This is a genomic window from Haladaptatus sp. AB618 (genome assembly GCF_024136965.1).
GTDB lineage: Archaea > Halobacteriota > Halobacteria > Halobacteriales > Haladaptataceae > Haladaptatus.
This window is the reverse complement of sequence record NZ_JAMYJX010000002.1, coordinates 73,835-95,825: the sequence shown is the minus strand read 5'-3', so window position 1 is coordinate 95,825 and position 21,991 is coordinate 73,835. Positions and strand designations below refer to the sequence as shown.

19 protein-coding genes, 1 tRNA gene and 1 other RNA gene are annotated in these 21,991 nt (G+C 60.1%); 12 read left to right on the top strand and 9 right to left on the bottom strand.

The genetic code is table 11. The annotated features are described in order from the left end of the window. Positions 1-10: 10 nt before the first annotated feature. Positions 11-697 carry a lipoate--protein ligase family protein gene (locus tag NKF26_RS07220; protein WP_253228907.1) on the bottom strand — a complete coding sequence of 229 codons (687 nt, stop codon included), beginning with the start codon at positions 695-697 and terminating at the stop codon, positions 11-13. A gap of 53 nt (positions 698-750) precedes the next feature. Between NKF26_RS07220 and NKF26_RS07215 the strand changes: the two genes are divergently transcribed. Beyond that, positions 751-1,668: a hypothetical protein gene (locus NKF26_RS07215; protein WP_253228908.1), complete on the top strand. Its 918-nt coding sequence runs from the start codon at positions 751-753 to the stop codon at positions 1,666-1,668. A gap of 114 nt (positions 1,669-1,782) precedes the next feature. Here the strand turns inward: NKF26_RS07215 and NKF26_RS07210 are convergent, their stop codons facing one another. Continuing rightward, positions 1,783-2,355 (bottom strand): cysteine hydrolase family protein, encoded by a 573-nt coding sequence (locus tag NKF26_RS07210; RefSeq protein WP_253228909.1) that lies wholly within the window; start codon positions 2,353-2,355, stop codon positions 1,783-1,785. Positions 2,356-2,460: 105 nt separating this feature from the next. Here NKF26_RS07210 and NKF26_RS07205 point away from each other — a divergent pair, with 105 nt between their 5' ends. Continuing rightward, positions 2,461-3,966: an Hvo_1808 family surface protein gene (locus NKF26_RS07205; protein ID WP_253228910.1), complete on the top strand. Its 1,506-nt coding sequence runs from the start codon at positions 2,461-2,463 to the stop codon at positions 3,964-3,966. 126 nt (positions 3,967-4,092) lie between these two features. Beyond that, the gene (locus NKF26_RS07200; protein ID WP_253228911.1) at positions 4,093-5,232 is read left to right on the top strand and encodes a nicotinate phosphoribosyltransferase; all 1,140 of its coding nucleotides are present in this window, start codon (positions 4,093-4,095) and stop codon (positions 5,230-5,232) included. Here NKF26_RS07200 and NKF26_RS07195 read toward each other — a convergent pair. Further along, on the bottom strand, positions 5,229-5,831 hold the full coding sequence (locus NKF26_RS07195; RefSeq protein ID WP_253228912.1) for a TIGR00296 family protein: 603 nt from the start codon (positions 5,829-5,831) through the stop codon (positions 5,229-5,231). The genes NKF26_RS07200 and NKF26_RS07195 overlap by 4 nt on opposite strands. Positions 5,832-5,947: 116 nt before the next feature. Between NKF26_RS07195 and rnpB the strand changes: the two genes are divergently transcribed. Together rnpB and NKF26_RS07185 are read left to right on the top strand one after the other, a co-directional pair. Beyond that, positions 5,948-6,421: RNase P RNA component (rnpB, locus tag NKF26_RS07190), an RNA gene on the top strand. Positions 6,422-6,887: 466 nt separating this feature from the next. After that, a complete protein-coding gene (locus NKF26_RS07185; RefSeq protein ID WP_253228913.1) occupies positions 6,888-7,922 on the top strand; it encodes a matrixin family metalloprotease in 1,035 nt (344 codons plus the stop codon). Positions 7,923-8,193: 271 nt separating this feature from the next. On the opposite strand, the gene NKF26_RS07180 is transcribed toward NKF26_RS07185, so the two are convergent. The 4 genes from NKF26_RS07180 to NKF26_RS07165 all read right to left on the bottom strand — a co-directional run bounded on the left by NKF26_RS07180 (position 8,194) and on the right by NKF26_RS07165 (position 12,781). Next, positions 8,194-9,291 (bottom strand): aminopeptidase, encoded by a 1,098-nt coding sequence (locus NKF26_RS07180; protein ID WP_253228917.1) that lies wholly within the window; start codon positions 9,289-9,291, stop codon positions 8,194-8,196. A gap of 39 nt (positions 9,292-9,330) precedes the next feature. Then, a complete protein-coding gene (locus NKF26_RS07175; protein ID WP_253228918.1) occupies positions 9,331-9,747 on the bottom strand; it encodes a cyclic nucleotide-binding/CBS domain-containing protein in 417 nt (138 codons plus the stop codon). A gap of 67 nt (positions 9,748-9,814) precedes the next feature. Further along, entirely contained in the window at positions 9,815-12,433 is a 2,619-nt protein-coding gene (locus NKF26_RS07170) for a valine--tRNA ligase (protein WP_253228919.1), read from the bottom strand. Between the two features lie 153 nt (positions 12,434-12,586). Continuing rightward, positions 12,587-12,781: a hypothetical protein gene (locus tag NKF26_RS07165; protein WP_253228920.1), complete on the bottom strand. Its 195-nt coding sequence runs from the start codon at positions 12,779-12,781 to the stop codon at positions 12,587-12,589. A gap of 299 nt (positions 12,782-13,080) precedes the next feature. On the opposite strand from NKF26_RS07165, the gene NKF26_RS07160 reads away from it, so the two are divergent. Both NKF26_RS07160 and gnd read left to right on the top strand, forming a co-directional pair. Then, positions 13,081-13,341, top strand: coding sequence for a hypothetical protein (locus NKF26_RS07160; RefSeq protein WP_253228921.1), 261 nt, complete (start codon positions 13,081-13,083; stop codon positions 13,339-13,341). Then, the gene (gnd, locus tag NKF26_RS07155) at positions 13,296-14,198 is read left to right on the top strand and encodes a phosphogluconate dehydrogenase (NAD(+)-dependent, decarboxylating) (RefSeq protein ID WP_253228922.1); all 903 of its coding nucleotides are present in this window, start codon (positions 13,296-13,298) and stop codon (positions 14,196-14,198) included. Before NKF26_RS07160 ends, gnd begins: the two co-directional genes overlap by 46 nt. A 58-nt stretch (positions 14,199-14,256) precedes the next feature. Here the strand turns inward: gnd and NKF26_RS07150 are convergent, their stop codons facing one another. Continuing rightward, entirely contained in the window at positions 14,257-14,775 is a 519-nt protein-coding gene (locus tag NKF26_RS07150) for a CcdC protein domain-containing protein (RefSeq protein WP_253228923.1), read from the bottom strand. 150 nt (positions 14,776-14,925) lie between these two features. Here NKF26_RS07150 and NKF26_RS07145 point away from each other — a divergent pair. Continuing rightward, positions 14,926-14,998, top strand: a tRNA-Arg gene (locus tag NKF26_RS07145). A 108-nt stretch (positions 14,999-15,106) separates the two neighbouring features. On the opposite strand, the gene melA is transcribed toward NKF26_RS07145, so the two are convergent. Further along, a complete protein-coding gene (melA, locus tag NKF26_RS07140) occupies positions 15,107-16,414 on the bottom strand; it encodes an alpha-galactosidase (RefSeq protein WP_253228924.1) in 1,308 nt (435 codons plus the stop codon). A gap of 404 nt (positions 16,415-16,818) precedes the next feature. On the opposite strand from melA, the gene NKF26_RS07135 reads away from it, so the two are divergent. The 4 genes from NKF26_RS07135 (at position 16,819) to trpB (ending at position 21,958) form a co-directional block, all read left to right on the top strand. Continuing rightward, entirely contained in the window at positions 16,819-16,980 is a 162-nt protein-coding gene (locus NKF26_RS07135; protein ID WP_190303762.1) for a hypothetical protein, read from the top strand. A gap of 492 nt (positions 16,981-17,472) precedes the next feature. Then, positions 17,473-18,897 (top strand): MATE family efflux transporter, encoded by a 1,425-nt coding sequence (locus tag NKF26_RS07130; RefSeq protein WP_303647120.1) that lies wholly within the window; start codon positions 17,473-17,475, stop codon positions 18,895-18,897. 156 nt (positions 18,898-19,053) lie between these two features. Further along, on the top strand, positions 19,054-20,682 hold the full coding sequence (locus NKF26_RS07125) for an alkaline phosphatase family protein (RefSeq protein WP_253228925.1): 1,629 nt from the start codon (positions 19,054-19,056) through the stop codon (positions 20,680-20,682). Between the two features lie 106 nt (positions 20,683-20,788). Then, positions 20,789-21,958, top strand: a complete 1,170-nt coding sequence (gene trpB, locus NKF26_RS07120) for a tryptophan synthase subunit beta (RefSeq protein ID WP_253228926.1) — start codon at positions 20,789-20,791, stop codon at positions 21,956-21,958. Positions 21,959-21,991: the final 33 nt, after the last annotated feature.

The window sequence follows — 21,991 nt, the reverse complement described above, 5'->3', positions numbered from 1 at the left end:
GGGAATCGTCCTAAATCCCTCGGTCAACGTGTTCGACCGTCACGTCCGCGCCACCGACCAACATCTCCTCGATTATCTCGACGACGCGCTCCGGGTCGCTATCACCGTCCACCTTGGCGATACTCCCGACCGAATCGGGATTGAACGGGACGTCGAGGGCGGAATAAATCGGGTCCAAGACGCCCGCGATTTCACCGTGGTCGTCTACGATGACGACGCCGGAAACGAGCGCCGCGCCGGTTCGAACCCGTTGTGCCACGCCGGCAACCTTCCCCTTCCACTGGAGCGAGTAATCGCCCGGACAGAACGACCGTTCCGGCTCGCCGCGCTGGGCCGGAACCCCCAGTCGCCAGAGCGCGCGCTGGAGGTCCTCCGTGATTTCGGCGTACCGCTTTTCCATGCCCGTTCGCATGTCCGCCAGCGGGACCGTTTTGGCGAACGCGACCGTCGTTCCGGTGTATGCGACGGCACGTCCACCGACGCTTCGTTCGAGAGGTTCGAACCCACACGCCCGCGCGACGGATTTCGCGACTTCGTACTTCTCGGCACGGGTATCCCGCCGCCCGAACGCGATCTGTCGATGTGGTGTCCAGACGCGAACCGCGGATTCCTCCGTGTCCGCCGTCTCCGTGAGCATCGCGGCAGTGACCTGCCGGTCCTCATCCCGCGTCTCCGCCTGCCCACGCAGCACACGCATGGCCCACTATTGTGACCCGATGTATGTAAACGCTCCCGCTCGTAACAGGGTTCATGGTCGGGCTTCCCCCTGACGTGTTGTCGCGTTACCCTCGATTTTCGATCTACAACTCGCCGTACGCCGCACACGATGACGGCTGTGCTATCGACCTCTATCCCGACAACGAGGAGCCACGGACGCCCCTCGCGCCGAGTCCCGTCGCTGGGGAGGTGGTCGAAACCCGGACGGTAACGGCCCCGTCGAAACCCTACGCCGTGGAGCACGACCACCTCATCGTGGTCGATACCGGCGACTACCTCGCGCGCACCCTGCACGTCGACCCGTCGGTCGAACCGGGAGACACGGTCGAAGTCGGCGACTCGCTCGGTGAGTTGGTTCGCTCGGGCTTCTTTGCGCCGTGGGTCGCAAACCACATCCATCTCGGATTCCGCGAGCCAGATTCGAACCCTGTGCGCGCATCCGGATCGCTCCCGCTCGACCTCCCGGTGGACGTGGAACCGATTCCGTGGGACGGCACCGGGGAAGTGGTCGAGACCGGGGAGACGTTCGTCGTCCTCGATTCGCCGGTGCATCCCGCTCCCGGCGAGTGCTTCGCGGGTATCGAAGCAGTGGTCGGCGGCGACGCTGTGGTGCTGGATGGTGGACTGCCACACTACGAGGGCGGCGGCGTACTCCGTACGCCGGAATATCGAGCGGCAACGCCGCGAGATGGCGGCGTGCTCCGCGCATCGGAAGGTCGAGTGGAAACGGAATCGGAACCAGTGGCCCCGGAGCCAGTTTCACTGTTCGACGCTCGTGTCGGGAGGGCCGTCGGTCGCACCGTGACGTGGGACGACGTGGAGATTTGTGCGAACGGCGAACCGATCACCGGACTCTCCCTGTTCGTCTCGCTGGAGCAGTTCGGCGCGAAACTCGTCCGTCCTGGCCACGACTTTTCGGTCGGCGACTCGATTTCGGTGGAGATTCGCTGAGCTGTCGAGTTCCTGTTTTGGCTTACTCCGCGCTGTTTTCGTATTCGTCTCTCAGTCTCTGGTATCGATCATCCTGACGAATCTGGCCGCATCTTCATTTAAAAACCTTCGTCGCTATTCGAACTCGATATCGTCCAGTTCCACACCTTCGCCGAACAACCATGCGGCGTGTTCGAGGGCGTAGTCCCGATGACTTTCCTCGATATAGCCGACCGCATCCTCCACGATGACGGGTTTGAAATCGCGCAGTCCGGCGCTTCCGGCGGTGTGGAGCACACAGACGTTCGCCAGCGTCCCACAGATGAGCAGGTCGTGGATGTCGTGGGCGTTCAGGTAGCCTTCGAGGTCGGTCTGGTAGAAGGCGTCGTAGGTGTACTTCGTGACGACGTGGTCGTCCTCGCGAACGTCGAAGTCGTCCACGACCTCGGCCTCCCACGAGCCTTCGAGGACGTGCTCGCCCCAGCGGTCGAACTCGTCGTAGTAGTGGGTGTCCTCGAACTGCTCGGGCGTGTGCACGTCGCGGGTGAACACGACGGACGCACCTGCGTCCCGAGCGCGCGCGAGGAGGTTTCGAATCGGGTCTATAACGTCCTCGCTTGCGGGGGAGTACAAACTCCCATCCGGATGACAGAAGCCGTTTTGCATATCGACGACGACGACGGCGGTCGAATCGGAATCGACGTTCATACTCGGGACTACGGGCGGTTTTCACGAAACGGTTTCGCGTCCGGTTTATTTTGCCTCGCTTTCACGAGCTTTTTTACATAGCAGTCCTACTTTGCAGGCACGAGAATGCGAACATTTACCGTAGTTGCGCTTGCCCTCATGCTCGTTCTCGCGGGGTGTGCCCAAGCCCCTGGGACGAATACGAGTACGAGCACATCGCAGAGCGGTCCTGACGTGACGAGCACATCGCAGAGCGACGGGACGGCGGTGTCCGGACCGAACACGAACAAAACGACTCACCCGCCGGACCCGAAATCCGACGTTCTCGGCTGGGAGAACGGATATTGGTACAACGAGACGCTCTCCGTTGACGCGAGCGACGGCTTCAATCAGTCGGAAGTCGAAGCGATCGTCAATCGGGCGATGGCCCGTGACGAGAAGATACGCCATCTGGAGTTCACGCAGAAGGTCCCCGTCAAGATCATTTCTCGAAAGGAATTCCGCAAGCAACAGAGCAACCAGTCCGTCCCCGCAAACCGGCAGTTGTTCGACAACGCGAAGTACGAATCGCTGTTCATGATCAACGAATCGACGGACTCCATCGCGGTGCAGAACACGAACTCCGGTTCGTCCGTCGGTGGCTACTACAGTCCGTCGAAGGACTCCATCGTCCTCGTCTCGAACGACAACGAACACCTGAAAGTGAGCGAGAGTACGCTCTCACACGAACTGATGCACGCCCTTCAGGACCAGCATTTCGACATCACGTCGTTCAACAAGTCCACCCGGGAACGAACCAACGCCATCAATGGCCTGCTCGAAGGGGAAGCCAACAACATCGAGTTCCTCTATCAGAACCGCTGTCAGAACCAGTGGAAGGGGACGTGCTTATCGGACACCGAACAGAGTAGTGGCGGCGATCTCGCCAACATCGGACCGTACCTCATCAAATACCAACCGTACAGCGACGGTCCCGCGTTCATCCGATACATTCGCAAGCAGCAGGGTTGGAAGGGTGTCAACCAGTTGTACTCGAACCCACCCACCAGCACCGAACAGATAATCCACCCGGAGAAGTATCCGAGCGACGAACCGTCGAACATCTCGGTGCAGGATACGACGAGCGATGGCTGGAAACGTCTGAAACCGCAGGGGCGACCGAGCTACGGTCAAGTCGGTGAAACGGGCATCTTCGCGATGTTCATGTATCCGTACTACGAAAGCCAGGGAACCACACAGATCATCCCCGCACAAAACTTCTTCAACAAGAACGGCGACAACCTGCAAACGGTCGATCCGCTCAACTACGAGAGCAAACCGACCGACGGATGGGACGGCGACAAGATCGTCGTCTACACGAACCCCAACGAGCCGAAAAACGAGACCGGCTACGTCTTCAAAACCAAGTGGGATTCGAAGCAGGACGCGACACAGTTCGTGAACGCCTACAAGAAACTGCTCAACTACCACGACGCGAAGAAGGTCGACGGGAAGCAAAACACGTGGACAGTGCCAGACAGCACGGGCTTCGGTGATGCCTTCCAAGTCCGGCAGAACGGAAACACCGTCACCATCGTGAACGCGCCCACGGTGTCGGACCTCTCGCACGTTCACGGCAACACCGCATCGTAGAGCGCAACGACGTATCACAGCGCTTCGAATCGACCGTCTTTCAGATTCCGCTTTTCACACCGACGAATCCGGCCCTTTTTCTCTCTCGCGGGGAATACCCCCGGATATGCAAGACAGGTGGTTCGCGTGAGCGACCGATTCGACGTGGTTTCCGAGGAGTCAATCCGCGACGGAACCGCGACGGATGCCTACTTCCTTCGTACAGAGACGACGCTCGAAGCGGTCGGGAAGAACCCGCACGTCGTCGCCGAAGTGACCGCAGACCAGTTCCCGACCGGCGAGTTCGAACTCCTCTCCGGCGTGAAAGACGCGGCCCACCTTCTCTCCGGGCTTCCCATCGACGTGGACGCGATGGCGGAAGGTCGACTGTTCGACGGCGGACCGGTCATGTCCATCGAGGGCGACTATCTCGACTTCGCACGATACGAAACGTCGCTGTTGGGATTTCTCTCGCATGCGTCGGGAATGGCGACGAACGCGCTCGAAGCACGGCTCGCGGCTCCGGAGTCCACAGTCCTGAGTTTCGGTGCGCGGCACGTCCATCCGTCCATCGCGGCCGTGGTCGAGCGCTCCGCGCTCGTCGCGGGATTGGACGGGTTTTCGCACGTCGCGGCCGGTGAGGTACTGAGACGAGAACCCGGCGGCACCATGCCCCACGCGTTGATGATCTGTTTCGGGAACGGCAACCAGGAGGACGCGTGGCGCGCGTTCGACGCCGCGGTCGGCGAGGACGTTCCCCGTGTCGCGCTCTGTGATACCTTCTCCGACGAAAAGGACGAGGTGCTTCGCGCGGCGCACACGCTCGGCGACGATCTCGACAGCGTTCGCATCGACACCACGGGGTCGCGTCGTGGAAACTTCGAGCACATCCTACGGGAACTCCGCTGGGAACTGGATTCACACGGCTTCGAGGACGTCGATATCTTCGCGAGCGGCGGTCTCGGCCCGGCAGAACTCCGGAATCTCGGCGATATCGTGGACGGCTTCGGCGTCGGAAGTTACGTCAGCGACGCGAATCCGGTCGACTTCGCGCTCGACATCGTGGAAGTCGATGGCGAACCGGTATCCAAGCGCGGTAAGCTCTCCGGACGAAAACAGGTGTATCGCACGGCCGATGGCGGCCATGACGTCGGTCTCGCACGCCACGACGCGGACGGTGAGAAGCTGCTACAGCCGCTGATCCGTGATGGGGAACTGGTACGGGAGTTCGATATCGATGCCGCTGCTCGCCGTGCTGAAGAAGACGCGGCAGCCGTCAACTTTTAAATCCGCTCGATACTCCCCTCTGGTTCGCGCTCGCGGAACACCGGTCCGTCGACGATCGTTACGGTCACGTCGTCGTCTTCCCATGCCCCGTGCGGGAGACCAGCCTTGCGACACGTTCGGTCGAGATACTCGAACGTACTCCAGTTGTGTTCGACCGGCAGGGTCGGATACATCCACGCTGCACCGCCACGACCTTCGATGGCGACCCCGTGTCGCCCTAGCCGAATGTCGTTTGCCGGATCGTTCGATAACTTGGTATCCTCGACGATGAACACGGAGATGTTGAGATTCGACAACTCTGCGGGTTCGATTTCCGACCCGCACGAATCCTCGCTCGCCGCCGCGATGGCGGAATCGACGATCGCGTGCCCCAACTGTTCGCTCGTGTCGTAGGCACCTGCGCACCCGCGTAGGCTTCCACGACCACGGGTGGATTCGAGCCGGACGAATACGCCAGTGCGTGCATAGAACGCTTCTCGCATGCTTCCTGGCTGTTCTCGTTGTCCGTTGATCACGTAAGAATTGACTGCCTCCCGAGCGAGTTCGACCGCGCGCGTGCCATCCTCGTAGGAGAGGGTTACTGCCTGTGCCTCAGACATACAGATGGTTTATGCATACAAACACCTTCAACGCTTCCCTTCAACCTGGCCGGCTTTAAGGGCCCATGACTATTCGTATCGAACGGCTTAAACGCGTGCAAAGACTAGCTTTCCTCGGCAGAGGGAGCCCGGTTTCCGCGGTGCACGTGGTAATCGCCGCGTGCGGACGGTACCGATTTCCGGTACCTACGTGAGGAAAGTCCCCCCACCCGCCGGGTAGGCAACCGGACGCAAGTCCGGAGTGGGAGACCACTGGCTCTGAAACAGAAACGAGACCACTTCGCGTGACCGATGAGGTGTGCGAACCGACCCGAGAGGGAAGGGAGTTAACCCACCGAGGGATCCGGTGGCACTGCCACCGGAACGGCGCGACGGTAAAACCGCCGCGTCGATGCGTGCCGACGCTGTCGACACGCGGACCGCGAAGAATGGATGGAACGGTGAATCCTTGCCGGTGCAAGTCCGTGCCATATTGGTAGCCCGGACACGCCGTCGGAGTCCTCCGACGTGCCTCCGGAGATCATCCGGGGATGGTTCGGACGCTGAGCCGAATACTGGGCCGAACAGAAGGGGGCTTACTCCCCTCAGCCGCTATTCATTTAGATACCAAATGCGACGGCCAGTAATGCGACCCCAGCGAGTATTTCTATCGCAACTATCGCCACGGCGGCGCTTGCTTTAATGTGCGTCATGCTGCCCAGTTTGGCTATCGGTATCACCCCCAATAAGTGAGAACGATGGTTATGCCCAGTTTCCTATTACAACAGAATCATAACGGATTGAACGGTTTTGAACGGTCAATCAGCGATGACAATCGCGTTGTAGAACGATCTGGAACGTCCGAATTCGTCCTCCAATGAGTGATTAACCCGTTATCAGCACCCTAAAATCGGTACCAATTATTCACTGAACGAAATACGTTGTCCGATTCAATACACTAGTACAACATTGATAATAATAGCCCGCCTCGATCAAGAGTCGTATTTCCAAGCTATCTCCGAACTGGATTTTCCGAGGCCGGAAGGTTTGATAGGGCTAGCGTCGGATAACGTAACGATGAAGCAGCGTGTACTGTTGCTCGTTGCCTGTCTCGTCCTCGCAGGGTGTGCTGGCGCGCAGTTCGACTACACGACACACACCGTGACCAACCCGACGCGGACGGTGAACCAACAGACAGGAACGGAAACGGGAACCGGAATGGTCGCCGACCGCACGAACCCGTGGGGGGACGGGCCAGTGCAAGTTGCGATCAACGCGAGTGCCGACGGTTCGCGTAACTACGCTCCCGAGATACGACAGGCGCTCGATTACTGGGAGAACCACAGCGAGCAGTACGCTGGCTACTCGATTCAGTACGAGTTGACGCCGAACGCGAAACATCCAGATCTCGTGATCAACTTCGTCGATACCGTGAAAAGTTGTCCCCGCGTCGAAAACGCCGCTGGCTGTGCGCCGTATATCACCGACTCGGCACAGATTTCCCGTCCCATGCGAATCGACGTGGACGACTCGTTTTCGAACGGTTCGACCGTTCTCATCCTGAAACACGAAGTCGGTCACACGCTCGGGTTGAACCACAGTTCCGCCCCACAGTCGATAATGGCCGCCTCGGCGGCACTCTCGACGCGGCCCCAACCGGACGCGACCGAGCGCGACCTCCCGTGGGCGGACCCGGATTTCACGGTGTATCTCGGCGCGACGAAGGACCGTACCGCAGTCAAAAAGCAGGTCCGGCACGCACTCGACTACTACGCCGATGGCGCGGACGGGACGGTTCCGTCGAACGCTACGTTCTCGTTCACGAGGAATCGATCCGCGGCCGATATCGTGATTGAGTTCCCCGAGACGCTTCCGTGCAACCCCGGAACGAGCGGCTCCTGTGGCGGTGTCCGTGGCACCGATCCCGACGGCGACTCCGCACTGGAGGAGTACGATAAGCTCACCATCTCGATTTCGGGCGTCGATACCGACACTATCGGGTGGTACACCGGCTACTGGTTGGGTTACGGATTCGGCCTCGACGAGTCGGAACTCGCACCGCCGTTCCAACACGCTTCGGAACGGGAGCGCAGAAGTGACTGGTGGAAATAACCGCGCACTTTTTTACCTCGTCGGATGGGCTTCGCCCACCCCTCCTCGTAAAAAACCTGCACTAAAAACTCCCCGCTCGTTCGACTCACGGCTCACTTCACTTGCCGTTCGTCTTGCGAGGCGCGAAGCGCCTCGTCTCCCTCGCGGTTATTCCTCGAACCCGTCTTCCCATCGGAACGTGCACGTACCACCTTTTTACGTCGTCGGGTCAGCAAGCTGACCCCTCCTCGCAAAAATCTGGACCAAAAACGCCCGCTCGTCTCCCTCGCGGTTATTCCTCGAACCCGTCTTCCCATCGGAACGTGCCGTTTCGTTGGACGACCTCACCGTCGATTTCCATGCGCGAGTCCTCGCTCATATCGGTGATCATATCGACGTGGACGGCGCTGTCGTTGCCCGTTTCGCCGTCTGGAAGGCACGAGTCATAGGCCCGTCCGACCGCCAAGTGGATCGTATCGCCCATCTTCTCGTCGAAGAGGATGCTGTCGGTGAAGCGGTCGATACCGCGGTTCATCCCGATGCCGAGTTCGCCGAGTTTGCGTGCACCCTCGTCGGTGTCGAGGATGTCCGCCAGCACGTCCTCGCCGGTATCGGCGCTGAACGCCACGACCTCGCCGTCCTCGAACGTGAGCTGAACGTCCCGGATGTGTTGCCCTTGATGGGTCATCGGCACGTCGAAGAACACCTCGCCTTCGGTCGCGTGCGGTGCCGTGAACACCTCGCCGCTGGGGAGATTGTGTGAGTCGTACGCCACCGACGCGGAGCTATTGACCGCCGTTCTCCCCTCGATGGACATCGTGACGTCGGTGTTCTCCTTGATGATCCGAACCTCGCTTCCCTCGTCGATGAGCGTCTTCATCTTCTCCATCTCATCGGCCAGCGCCTCCCAGTCGCGGAGTACGGCGCTGTACACGAAGTCCCGATACTCCTCGTAAGCCATCCCCGCCTGCTGTGCGTATGCACGCGTGGGATGCTGTGTCGAAACCCAGTCCGTTCCGAGGCGCGTCTCGCGGATGAGCATCCGGGATTTGTCGTATGCCTGCTTCCTCTCCCCCGGAACGTCGGCCTTCCCCATCGTGTTGCGCGTTCCGGAGAGGACGAGAACGACGTCCGCGTTCTCGTACATCGCCAGTTCGGGTGCAGGGTTCTCGTCGAAGTCGCCGTCGTGTGCCCGAAGGAACGCCCGTTCGATCTCATCGGATCGGTACACGGTCAACATGTTCGCGTTTCGCTCGCCCAACGTCTCGCCGACAGCGACGGCGAGGTCGTGTGCACCCTCATCGACCACGACGACGACGTCATCGCCTTCTTCGACCCGCGCACTCCAATCGACCAAAATCTCCGCGTGTTCGTGAACTCGGTCGTCCATACCACGACAGTCGCGGGGCAAAAGAAAAGTCTCGGTGATTCAAAAGCGCGGTGTTTGCTCTTCGATGACCTCGGCGGCGTCGTCCATCTCGTCGGCGAGCGTGACGAGCACGTCATCAAGCGTAACGATGCCCGTCAAGTTTCCGTTTTCGACGACAGGTATTCGACGGATATTCGCATCGTCCATTCGTTCGATAGCGTCGTGAACGCTGGCGTCGGCGTCTATCGTGATCGGGTCCCTCGTCATTACGTCGCCGACCGTTCGGCCCGATGCGTCGGCCTCATCGGCGAGTGAGAGCGCGATTTTGCGGTCCGTTACGATACCGACCGGACGTTCCCCGTCGACGATAGGAACACACCCGACGTTCTCCTCGCTCATCATCGAAGCGATGTCCACGAGTTCGGTTTCGTCGTTGGCGGTGATGACCTCCATCGAAGCGATGTCTTTGACTGGCATTGGTTCCCCCCAAATCGGAGGTACTACCGATCGGTACGTAAAAACGACGGCCTGTCGGATGGTCCGTCTACGGGAAGACGAGAACCGTCGCGTGCTCCGTCTCCAGCACTTCGACTTCCTCGCCGCTTTCGGCGCGGTACTCCTCCTCGATTTCGACCCAATCACCGTCGAGCGTGACCTCCTCGCCTGCCGCGTCGAGCGTGATTTCTCCGTGGGTATCCAATTGGGCCTTGAGTTCTGCGGGGTCGGCGGATTCGAGTGCACCGACGACGGCACCCGCCTTGTCGCGGAACTTCGGACCGATGGACGAATGGTCGGGATCGACGCCGACCGGTGCGAGTTCGACGTTCGGTCGTCCCTCTTCGAGGTAGACGGGGCCGTTCACGGCTTCGCTCAGGTCGTAGGTGTCGGGGTGGCGCTCCGAGTCGTCGTACAGCTCGATACGGTTGATTTCACCGTTGAGAGCCAATCCTTCCTCGGATTTCCATGCTCGAACCTCGCTCGCGACTTCGGCGATGATGTCGCCCGCGAGTTCGGCCTCCTCGTCGTGCATCTCGACGTCGGGCCACGAGGCCTGATTGATGCTCGCTTCCGTGCCGGGAAGGTGGCTGTACACTTCCTCGGCGAAGAACGGCGAGAACGGCGCGAGCATGCGGACGACGGCCGAAACGCACGTGTAGAGGGCGTGACGGGCCGCGTTCCGCTCGCCGGGACGTCCTTCGTAGAGGCGACCTTTCACGAGTTCGAGGTAGTCGTCAGCGAGGTCGTCCCAAACGAACTCGCGGAGCGTTCTGAGCGCCCGGTCGTAGCGGTAGGCTTCCATGTCCTCGGCGATGCTGTCGGCCGCGTTCGAGAGTCGGGAGAGGATCCACCGATCCGCGTCGCGGTAGGCCGGGTCCGCGATTTCCGGCGTGTTCTCGTCGAAGTGGTTCCGGGAGAACTGGAAGATGTTCCAGACCTTCGTGAGGAATCGGGAGGCCGAGGTGGCTTCCTTCGGCTGGAACTGCACGTCGCTTCCGGGTTGTCCGCCGAGCACCAACGCCTGCCGAACCGAGTCGGCACCGTACTCCGCGACGGCGTCCTTCGGCGTCACGACGTTGCCGCGCGACTTGCTCATCTTGTTGCCGTCCGGGCCGAACACCATGCCGTTGATGAGGATTTCGTCCCACGGCCGTTTGTCGGTGAGTTCGCCGACGCGGAGGAGCGTGTAGAACGCCCACGTCCGGATGATGTCGTGACCCTGGGGGCGCAGCGAAACGGGTTCGAACTCGTCCAAGTCGAGGTCCTCGGGCCATCCCGTGATGTGTAGCGGTGTGATGGACGAATCCATCCACGTGTCCATCACGTCGGTTTCGCCCGTCCACGCGTCCGCGCCACAGTCGGGACAATCGCCGATGGCGGGACCGGTTTCGGTCGGGTCGACCGGCAGTTCGTCGATGTCCGCGATATGCCAGTGGCCACACTCCTCGCACTCCCACGCCGGAATCGGCGTGGCGAAGACGCGCTGGCGGGAGATAACCCAGTCCCAACTCATCCCGTCCGCCCACTCTTCGAGACGGGCGTACATGTGCTCGGGAATCCACTCGACTTCCTGGGCTTTCTCGACGATTTTGTCCGGTTCGACTTCGACGAACCACTGTTCTTTCGAGAGGATTTCGATGGGTGTATCACACCGCCAGCAGGTTCCGATGGACTGCTCGGTCGGTTCCGAATCGTTCAGGTAGCCCTCCTCGGCCAACGCGTCGGCGATTTCCGTTTTCGCCTCGTCGATGGCCAATCCCTCGAACTCACCCGCGAGTTCGTTCAGGTGGCCGTCCTCGGTGAACACTGGACGGAGGTCGAGGTCGTGTCTCGCCCACCAGTCCACGTCCTGTTTGTCCCCGAAGGTACAGATCATGACCGCGCCGGTCCCGAACTCGCCGTCCACGTCGTCGTCGCCGACGAGTTCGACTTCCTGCCCGAACAGCGGCACTTCGAACGTCTCGCCGATTCGGTCGGCGTAGCGTTCGTCTTCGGGATCGACAGCCATGCCGACACACGCCGCGAGCAGTTCGGGGCGCGTGGTTGCGATCTCTATATCATCGTTGTCCACGCCGTCGAACGTGACGTAGTAGAGCGTCCCCGTTCGGTCCTCGTTCTCGACTTCCGCGTCCGCGATGGCGGTTTCACAGCGCGGACACCAGTTGACGGGGTGTTCGTCGCGGTAGACGTGGTCTTCCATCTCGACGAACGAGCGCTGGGTTTTCCCCCAGTATTCGGGGTCCATCGTGCGGAACTCCGCGTTCCAGTCGATGGAGAACCCGAGTTCGTTCATCGTCTCCTTCATCGAGTCGATCTGCTCCTCGGTGTGCTCGATGCAGAGCTGACGGAACTTCTCGCGGGAGACTTCGGTGCGGTGAATGTCGTGGTTCTCCTCGACCTTCACCTCGGTCGGCAGACCGTGACAGTCCCATCCCTGTGGGAAGAGGACTTGTTCTCCTTTGAGTCGGTGGTAGCGCGCCGCGAAGTCGATGTAACTCCACTGGAGTCCGTGGCCGATGTGAAGGTTACCCGTCGGATACGGTGGCGGCGTGTCGATGACATACTCCAGATCGCCGTCCGGCGTGTACACGTCGGAGTCTTGCCATTCGTCCTTCCACTTTCGCTCGATACGCTCTGGTTCGTAGTCGTTTGGAACGTCAGTCATGGCTGCAAATCCCTGTCGCTAAATGGTGAATCGGCGAGAAACACTATCGGCTCGTCGTCTACGCTACAGACGTACTACCGACACCATCGCGCTCATACCTGTGACTCTGCGCGGCGTCGCTGATAAAGGTTCCCGTCCATTGATCCCGTGAAATCAACTCCGAACCGTCCGATACGTCCTGACGAGGAGGAATCCGCCCATCGTTCCGAGAGCCGTGACGACGGCGAAGAGGAAATTCGGGAAGTTCCGGACCAGGAACATGAGATACGGTATCGTAACGAAAAAGGCGATGAGACAGAGGAGAACGATAACGAGATTCAATCGCCAAACGATTCTATCCTCATTCATACCCTCAACACACCCCCTGTATTGTTATTTGTTTGGACCGGGTGAAAGATACAAACGATTCTCGTCGTTCGAGTCCATGGCACGTGACTCGACCGAACGACGTAGGATTCAGGTGTGCAATCCCCCTAAAATCCTGAAAGACTGGAAAGAAAAGTGGTTTTGCCGAAGAAGTTCCGATGGCTGCCATCCAGTTTTGCACCGATTGCTATCGATGTGTCTCTTCACACGCAAAATACTCATAGTACAATATATTGATTTTAATTGCATAAATGAATGCAACAACCCGGAAGCGAGTTCTCATGATTGCTCTCGTTCTCCTGATCCTCGGTATCATCGGCGGGTTAGCCAGCAGGCCGACCGCGGCGTCGGTAACTGACAGCGAACAGGTAACGGTCACGGACGTCGTGGACGGCGACACGCTGGATATCCAGTATTCGAACGGTTCGACCGATACGGTTCGTACTGACTCCGCGAAATCGCAACCCCTACCACCCCCGCCACGCAGGGTTCACCCATGCAACTGGGCGTCATCGGACTCGGACGGATGGGTCGCATCGTAGTGGACAGAACCCTCGACGCTGGACACGATATCGTGGCGTACGACGTCGCGGAGGAGGCCGTCGAATCCGCCGCGGAAGCGGGCGCGGAACCGGCCGAATCGGTCGCGGACCTCGCGGAGAAACTCGGCGACGAGAAACGGATCTGGTTGATGGTTCCCGCCGGTGACCCCGTGGACGCCGCCCTCGAAGATTTGGAACCGTACCTCGACGCGGACGACGTCGTCGTCGACGGTGGAAACTCCTACTTCGAGGACTCCGTGCGCCGAAGCGAAACGACTTCCGCGACCTATCTCGACTGTGGGACGAGCGGCGGTCCGGCAGGGGCCGAACTCGGTTTCTCGCTGATGATCGGTGGGGAGCAGTGGGCCTACGACGAACTGACGCCCGTCTTCGACGCCGTTGCGACCGGCCCGGCGGGACACGACCGGATGGGCGAGTCGGGATCCGGCCACTACGTCAAGATGGTCCACAACGGCGTCGAATACGCACTGATGCAGACCTACGGCGAAGGGTTCGAACTGCTCCACGAGGGGCGCTACGACCTCGATTTGGAAGCCGTCGCGCGGACGTGGAACAACGGCGCTGTCATCCGCTCGTGGCTCCTCGAACTCTGCGAGGAGGCGTTCCGCGAGGAGGGCACCGACCTGGGCGACGTCGCCGACCACATCGCGGGCGGTTCGACCGGAACGTGGACGGTTCAAGAGGCACTCGAACAGGAAGTTCCCGTCCCGCTCATCTACGAGGCGCTCTCCGAGCGGTTCGGCAGTCGTTCCGGGGACGACGGCCGCTTCTCGCGCCGGTTGGCGAACCGACTCCGATACGGGTTCGGGCGGCACGAAGTCGCACGACAGGAGTAAGGCGTCGATTGGTGGGGGAGAAGACGGACAGAAGGAGACGAACGAAGGGAGACGGAACTCACTCCGACGCCGTCGAGGTGGTTCGTCGAGAGACGACGAGAACGCCGGTCGAATAACAGGCGTAGTAGCCGAGGAACACGAGGAGGACTACGACCGTCAGCGGATCGGTCGGCATTCCGGATGCGGAAGTACTGGTCGTCGTGGAGTTCGCCGCGTTACCCATCACCAGCGGATACAGGTGGCTCGCCAACCGGAGGAGAAACAGCGCGAAGACGGCGACCCCGACGTACGGGTGCGGTTCGTAAAACGCACCGTCGTCCGTGTGTTCGAACTCCGTGAAGGTGAGACCAATGGCGGCAGTGACGCCGCCGATACCCACGCCGACCAGGTCTTCGAGGAGGTTCACCGGACTCGTCACCGACGACGCCACGATAAACGCGACGACGACCATGATGAGGACCGCTCGGAGTCCGAGACGTTTCTTCGACACCGGTTGTCGCCCGAACGACCGCTTGAATCGACGGTAGACGACCAAGCCGAAGATTCCGACGGTGAGGAGGACCGGGAGGACGTTCATAGTCGGAATACCGGATCGTTTTCTATCAACCTGCCGTTCGATTCGTCCCGCTCGGTTTCACGAACGACTGATCGACGGAGAGTCACAACAAAGGGAGACGCGCCCGATTTTCACAATGGTTAAACGGACACCGCATGTACGGCGTGGTGAGGGCGCGTAGCTCAGTGGACAGAGTCCTTGGTTCCGGACCAAGATGTCGCGGGTTCAAATCCCGTCGCGCCCGCTCCTTTCGTGACGAACGGACCTGAGGAACGAATGAGCGAAAGCGACGGGATTTTGAATCCGACCGGTCGCATGCCCGCAGATTCTCCGACGAAATCCCGTTTCCGAACTATTCGAGCCTTGGAATGTATTCCGTGTTGGCTTCGATGAGTTCCTCGGTCATTTCGTGGAGTTCGTCCAGCGAACAGGCCGCGGCGGAAAGCGGGTCGAGTTTGACCGCCTGGTGGATTTTCTCCCGGTTTCCTTCGAGCGCACCTTCGACGGTGAGTTCGTACACGGCCGAATGCTGGCGGTCGAGCGCGGCGAGTTGGGTCGGGAGTTCGCCGACTGACGCGGGGTGAAGACCGGTTCCGTCGACGAAAACGGGGACTTCGACGCAGGCGTCGTTCGGGAGGTTTTCGATGGCGTTCGTCGCGTTCGGGACGTTCAGATTGAACCGCCGCTGGGTACCGGTTTCGAGCGAGTGGATGATTCTGGACGCGTACTCCTCCGAGCGTTCGACGCCGACCGAGTCGAGGTCAACGTCGAGTTCGGGGTCGTCCCGTTCCGCCGAGCGCTCCTTCCAGCCTTCCAGATACGTCGCGGTAGGCATCCGTTCCGCGAAGTTCGTCCCGCCCATCTCCTCGATGGCCGCGTCGTCGGTGCGGACGTACGGGACGTACTCGCTCATGTGATGGCTCGATTCGGTGGGAAACGCGCCGAAGTGTTTCAGCATCTCGAACCGGACGGTGTCCTTTCGATAGGTTTCGTCGTTCTCGGCGGCGTCACGGAGCGCCGGGTAGACGGAATGGCCGTCGTGTTCACACTCCAGGAACCACGCCATATGGTTGATACCTGCGACCCAGTACTCCAGTTCCGACGCTGGGACGCCGACGTACTCCGCGATGGCCTCGGCCGTGTGCGGAACGGAGTGACAGAGACCGACGACGTCGATGTCAGTCGCGTCGGATAGAGCCTTACAGAGGATCGCCATCGGGTTCGTGTAGTTGAGAAGGAGGGCATCGGGGCACAATTCTTCCATGTCGGCGGCGAGGTCGAGTATCGTCGGAATCGTACGGAGTCCGCGGAAAATCCCGCCCGGACCGGTCGTGTCGCCGATGGATTGTTTCACGCCGTACTTCTCGGGGATTCGAATCTCGTTTTCGAACGGTTCGGTTCCGCCGACGTTGATCATGTTCAGGACGTAGTCCGCGTCCGCGACCGCTTCTCGGCGGTCGAGTGTCGCTTGGACATTCGCATCGAGCCCTTCGTTCGCGATCATCGCCTCGGCGATTCGATGGGTTTGGGCGAGGCGGTGCTCGTCGATGTCCATCAACGAGAGTTCGCTGCTCGAAAGCTCCTCGAACGAGAGTATGTCCCCGATCAATTTCCTCGCAAAGACCATACTCCCCGCACCGATCAGGGCAATTTTCGGCATGGTAGGGATATCTCCTTGGCGAGGTCATTACCATTTCGCCGGATAGTATCAGAATTTTCTCGAGCGTGCGGCGTGAAGAACCAGATCTCGTTCTGCTGGCGCGTCACCCCGTAGACGCTCTCTCGAGAGCAACGGGCTTTTTCCGACGCACTCTCAGAGCATGAAATCATCCCACTCCGTTTTCGGTATGAACTGTTTAAACCACTGTTCGCAAACATCACGAACAGTGGGCGGCAAACACATTCATAAACAGACATTATTGAGCGTATAGAACCGTGAAAAACGCGTGACGTAGCCGCACGAGCCATTTTGGAGCACTGAGCCGAGGGCGTTATTTCGTTTCCATTCCGAACTATTCAATTATATATTACATAATAAAGATAGATGCATGCCAACATACTACCATGGCGATCAGCCTGAATGACCCGGAATACACGGTTGAGAGTCCCGCCGACCGACCCTCCCTTCGAGAGACGGACGACGGCGAATGGATCGCATCCGACACGAGCGGACGTTCGTGTCGTGGGGCGACGCCAGCCAGTGCCATCGCGTCGCTCCGGCAGTAATTATCCGCACAAGTATTTTCACCCAAACTTCGATTCAGGTTAGTGCTACGCTGTTGTAGCTGGTAATTACTTAATCTAACAGTCGTCCAAGCCGAAGTATGCCCATTGGTTTGCCCGAATACGCAGTTCGAAATCCCGCACAGTGTCCCCAGGTCCGTCAAATTTCCAACAACAAATGGAGAGCCAAGGACGAGCACGGTCGATGTGCTTCAGGGTCGACGCCCGCCCAAGCGATAGCGAGACTGAAGCCATAACCGTGAATTCCCTCGAATAACGCCGATTTAGGGGGTGTTTAATCGATGACCGCTTGAGCGACGGGTCAGTCCGAACTCGAAAGTCGTAGGACCGGACGACTGATTTGGAAACCGTCTGACCGGAGCGGGGTAGAGCTGTGGGTCTTAAAGCGACGATTCGGAAGGAGTTACGGCATAGTTCGTCGATCCGAGTACGATTCGGAATCTTGATGTCAAGGTGTTTCGTTTCGAAGGTACGATGACCAGCACACAGTCCAGCAGTTCGATCACTGACGGTGGACTGGTGCGACCGATGTTCGAACTCGCGTGGCCGATCGTCGTCATTCAGCTTCTACAGGTGATGTACAACGTTGCGGACACCTTTTGGCTGGGACGGTTGTCGTCCGCCGCGGTCGGCGCGATGAGTATCGCATTTCCGCTCATCTTCTTCCTCATCTCCGTCGCGGGCGGGTTTACGACGGCCGGGAGCATCTTGGTCGCCCAGTTCACCGGGGCGGACAGCGAAGGGTCCGCGGGGAAAGTCGCGGGCCAGATTCTCTCGTTCGTCCTGTTACTCTCCGTCCTCCTCGCTATCGCCGGATACTTCCTCACCGAACCGATGCTCTCGGTGATGCCGTCACAGGGCGCGACGGCCACTCAGGTCGTTCCGCTCGCTCGGGAATACATGGAGACGTACTTCCTCGGATTGCCCTTCCTGTTCGGGTTCTTCGTCTTCACGTCGTTGATGCGCGGGTACGGCAACACCCGTACCCCGATGCGTATCATGCTAGTGAGCGTCGCCGTCAACGTCGTTCTCGACCCGGTTCTCATCTTCGGGGCGGGACCGATTCACGGGATGGACGTTCAGGGCGCGGCGCTCGCGACCATCTCCGCACGGGCCGTTGCGAGCGTTCTCGGACTGTACGTCCTCTTCTACACCGACGCAGGACCGAACGTCAGCGTCGATGATCTCATCCCGGACCTCGGTCTTATCTGGAAGATAATCCGAATCGGCACGCCGAGCGCCCTCGAACAGTCCACGAGTTCGCTCGCGATGATTTCTCTGACCGCGATGATCGTCCAGTTCCAACCGGCGGTGGTCAGCGCCTACGGACTCGGAAACCGCCTCGTGTCGCTCGTGTTCCTCCCGGCGATGGGGCTGGGACGAGCGACGAACACGATGGTCGGTCAGAACCTCGGCGCGAAGAAACCCGACCGAGCGGAGCGGGCGGTGTGGCTCGCGGCGAAGGTCGGTGCGGGTGTGATGTTCATCGTTGCAATCGTTGCAGCGTTGTTTCCCCACCCTATCGTCGGCGTCTTCATGGCGACTGGAACCGACCAAGCCCACGAAACGGTCAAGTTCGGGAGTCAGTACCTCCGGATACGATCGGTCGAGTTCGCGTTTATGGCCGTCCTACAGGTGCTCCTCGGCGCGTATCGCGGTGCAGGCAACACGAAATTGGCGATGGCGTTCTCGATGATCACGCTGTGGCTCGGACGCGTTCCGACGGTGTACTTCCTCGCGTTCGTCCAGCATATGGGGCCGACTGGTATCTGGGTAGGAATGGCCTTCGGGAATATAATCGGAGCCATCGTAGCGGCTCTGTGGTTCACACGCGGGACGTGGAAACGGACGGTCATCGACGAGCCGAGTGTAACCCTCACTGACGGTGAAGGGGAATGACTATTCGGTTCCAGAATTAAGAGTAGCATAATAAAATGACTAGGGAGTGTAGGAGGTTCCAATGAGTCCGACGAGCGTCGTAATGCAAGGAGACACCTCTTGCTCGACGAACGGAACGACACGCGCTGGTCGCAGGTACGATCTAGGTGATGGTAAATGAGTAACGTAGATGTTCTTCTTATCGGTATCGACGCCGGATGTCTGCCCGTCTTCGAGCGGTTGTATGAGGACGACGTCATTCCCAACATCCGCTCCATCTGTGACGGTGGCGCATCCGCACCGCTGGAATCACAGATGCCGCCGTGGACCCCGAGTGCGTGGCCGTCGATGTACACCGGCGTCAACCCCGGGAAACACGGCGTCTGCGGATTCGTCGCCTACGACGGATACGATTTCCACGTCGTGAGCGGGCAGGACGTCGAGGAACACTCGATCTGGTCGCTGCTCGACCAACACGACCTCACGAGCGTCGTCGTCAACGTCCCGGTGACACACCCGCCGGACGACATCAACGGCGCGCTCATTCCGGGGTTCATCGGTCCCGAAAACCCACGTTGTTCCCCCGATGGACTACTGGACGACATCCGCGAAGAGATCGGCGAATACCGCGTGTATCCGACCTACTCCCGCGAGGAGTCGGATTACACCGACGCACAGAAGATGGACGAATATACGAGCCTCGTCCGCATGCGCGGGGAAGCGTTCCGCTACCTCGCGGACGAGTACGAACCCGACTTCGGGTTCGTCCAGTTCCAGAAACCCGACACCGTCTTCCACGAGTTCGACGGCGACTGGGACAAAGTGAAGACCGTCTACGAGGAGACCGACAGGCAGGTCGGGAAACTGCTTGAGGAATGTGACCCGAACACCGTCTTCATCGCGAGCGACCACGGGATGGGACCGTACGAGAAGTACGAGTTCCGCGTCAACGAGTTCCTTCGCGACGAAGGCTACGTGAAGGCCCGAAACGGCGGTCGCGGAATGCCGTCGTGGAACCCGATTCAGGACGAACTCCGGGAAGGGAAGGACACGAAGACGTGGGAGCCGAACACGTTCGAACGGCTGGCCGCGAAAGTGGCCCAGTTCGGCTTCACCGCGCATCGAATCCGAACCGGATTGGAGAAGGTCGGTCTCGCCGAGATCGCAAAACAGTACGCGCCGAAGAACGTGGCTCGGATGGCAAACGAACAGGTTGACTTCGCCAAATCGACCGCCTACGTCCGTGCACGAACCGAACTCGGCGTACGTATCAACTTGCAGGGCCGCGAACCGAACGGCATCGTCCCGCCGGAGAAGTACGACGAGGTGCGTGACGAACTCATCGAGAAACTCAGCGGCGTCGAAACGCCGGACGGCGAACTCGTCTTCGGCGAGGTCGTGCCCCGCGAGAACTACTTCCACGGGAAGAACGCGGACAACGCGCCGGACATCGTGACGATTCCGAACCAGATGGGCCAGTTCATCTCTGCACAGTTGCTCGGCGATTACTTCGCGCCGCCGACAGAGCCGTGGAACCACAAACTCGAAGGCATCGTCGCCGCGAAAGGGGAGGGCATCGACGTGGACGCGATGCCGACCAAAGCACACCTCTTCGACATCGCGCCGACGGTCATGTCCGCGCTCGGCGTGCCCTACAGCGACCGCATGGACGGGACGGTGATTCCGGTCGTCGAGGACGCCGGTTCACAGTCCTACCCCGAATACGACGAGGAGAACGACGGTACGATGGGCGACGACGAGGCCAACGTGGAAGAGCGACTGGCCGACCTCGGGTATATGCAGTAACACTTCTGCCGACTCGTTTCCACTTCCTTCCCGACGAAATTGTACACCGACGGACGGAGTAGTACCGTGGAGTAGATTTATGATCTTTACTAACCATTCGGGATTTATGTCACGAGAGCAATCCATCGAGTTCGGGACGTTCGGGGGCCGACACGTTCCCGAACCGCTGGAGGAACCGCTCGAACAGTTAGCAGGAGCGTACGACGAGATTTCGGAGACCGAGGAGTTCCAGTCGGAGTTCCGGTCCCTGCTCGAATCGTTCGCCGGTCGGCCGACACCGATCTATCACGCGAAACGGCTTTCCGAGGAGTACGGTGCACGGATCTACCTGAAGCGGGAGGACCTGCTCCACGGCGGGGCACACAAGATCAACAACTGTCTCGGGCAAGCCCTGCTGGCGAAACAGGCGGGCAAGGAACGACTCATCGCGGAAACCGGCGCGGGGCAACACGGCACCGCGACGGCGATGGTCGGCGCGCTGTTCGACATTCCCACCGAGATTTACATGGGCAAAAAGGACGTCGAGCGCCAGAAGATGAACGTCTTCCGCATGCGCCTGATGGGTGCCGAGGTGAACGAGGTCACGCGCGGCGATTCGGGACTCGCGGACGCGGTCGATGCCGCATTGGAGGACTTCGCCCACAACGTGGACGACACGCACTATCTCGTCGGAAGCGTCGTCGGCCCGGACCCGTTCCCCCGCATGGTTCGGGACTTCCAGTCAGTCATCGGCGAGGAGGCACGGGAGCAGATTCGGGAGCAGGCCGGAAAACTCCCCGACGCCGCCGTCGCATGCGTCGGCGGGGGATCGAACGCCATCGGGTTGTTCCACGCGTTTCGCGACGACCCCGTCGAACTGTACGGTGCGGAAGGCGGCGGCGAAGGCACCGACTCGAAGCGCCACGCCGCACCGCTGGCGAACGGCACGACCGACATCCTGCACGGAATGAGAACGCGAATTCTGAACGACGACGTGGAAGTCCACTCGGTTTCCGCGGGACTCGACTACCCCGGCGTCGGTCCGGAACACGCCCAGTTCCGCGAGACGGGACGATGTGAGTACACCGGCGTCACCGACGAGGAGGCGCTCGCCGCGTTCCGCGAACTCAGCGAACTGGAGGGCATCATCCCCGCGCTCGAATCGAGTCACGCCGTCGCACTGGCGAAACAGCTAGCCGCCGAAAAGGACGAGGACGACGTCATTCTCGTGAATTTGAGCGGCCGCGGCGACAAGGACATGGAACAGGCCGCCGAGTTGTTCGACCTCGGAAAATAGGGAAACGTTCGACCGGCAGACGAATTCGACCGA

Coding starts and splice junctions, on each gene's coding strand:
- NKF26_RS07185 (WP_253228913.1), top strand. CDS start 6,888: ATGAAGCAGCGTGTACTGTTGCTCGTTGCCTGTCTCGTCCTCGCAGGG.
- melA (WP_253228924.1), bottom strand. CDS start 16,414: ATGCCGAAAATTGCCCTGATCGGTGCGGGGAGTATGGTCTTTGCGAGG.
- NKF26_RS07130 (WP_303647120.1), top strand. CDS start 17,473: ATGACCAGCACACAGTCCAGCAGTTCGATCACTGACGGTGGACTGGTG.
- NKF26_RS07150 (WP_253228923.1), bottom strand. CDS start 14,775: ATGAACGTCCTCCCGGTCCTCCTCACCGTCGGAATCTTCGGCTTGGTC.
- NKF26_RS07220 (WP_253228907.1), bottom strand. CDS start 697: ATGCGTGTGCTGCGTGGGCAGGCGGAGACGCGGGATGAGGACCGGCAG.
- NKF26_RS07195 (WP_253228912.1), bottom strand. CDS start 5,831: ATGTCTGAGGCACAGGCAGTAACCCTCTCCTACGAGGATGGCACGCGC.
- NKF26_RS07160 (WP_253228921.1), top strand. CDS start 13,081: ATGATTGCTCTCGTTCTCCTGATCCTCGGTATCATCGGCGGGTTAGCC.
- NKF26_RS07210 (WP_253228909.1), bottom strand. CDS start 2,355: ATGAACGTCGATTCCGATTCGACCGCCGTCGTCGTCGTCGATATGCAA.
- trpB (WP_253228926.1), top strand. CDS start 20,789: ATGTCACGAGAGCAATCCATCGAGTTCGGGACGTTCGGGGGCCGACAC.
- NKF26_RS07125 (WP_253228925.1), top strand. CDS start 19,054: ATGAGTAACGTAGATGTTCTTCTTATCGGTATCGACGCCGGATGTCTG.
- NKF26_RS07165 (WP_253228920.1), bottom strand. CDS start 12,781: ATGAATGAGGATAGAATCGTTTGGCGATTGAATCTCGTTATCGTTCTC.
- gnd (WP_253228922.1), top strand. CDS start 13,296: ATGCAACTGGGCGTCATCGGACTCGGACGGATGGGTCGCATCGTAGTG.
- NKF26_RS07215 (WP_253228908.1), top strand. CDS start 751: ATGGTCGGGCTTCCCCCTGACGTGTTGTCGCGTTACCCTCGATTTTCG.
- NKF26_RS07205 (WP_253228910.1), top strand. CDS start 2,461: ATGCGAACATTTACCGTAGTTGCGCTTGCCCTCATGCTCGTTCTCGCG.
- NKF26_RS07135 (WP_190303762.1), top strand. CDS start 16,819: ATGGCGATCAGCCTGAATGACCCGGAATACACGGTTGAGAGTCCCGCC.
- NKF26_RS07175 (WP_253228918.1), bottom strand. CDS start 9,747: ATGCCAGTCAAAGACATCGCTTCGATGGAGGTCATCACCGCCAACGAC.
- NKF26_RS07180 (WP_253228917.1), bottom strand. CDS start 9,291: ATGGACGACCGAGTTCACGAACACGCGGAGATTTTGGTCGATTGGAGT.
- NKF26_RS07170 (WP_253228919.1), bottom strand. CDS start 12,433: ATGACTGACGTTCCAAACGACTACGAACCAGAGCGTATCGAGCGAAAG.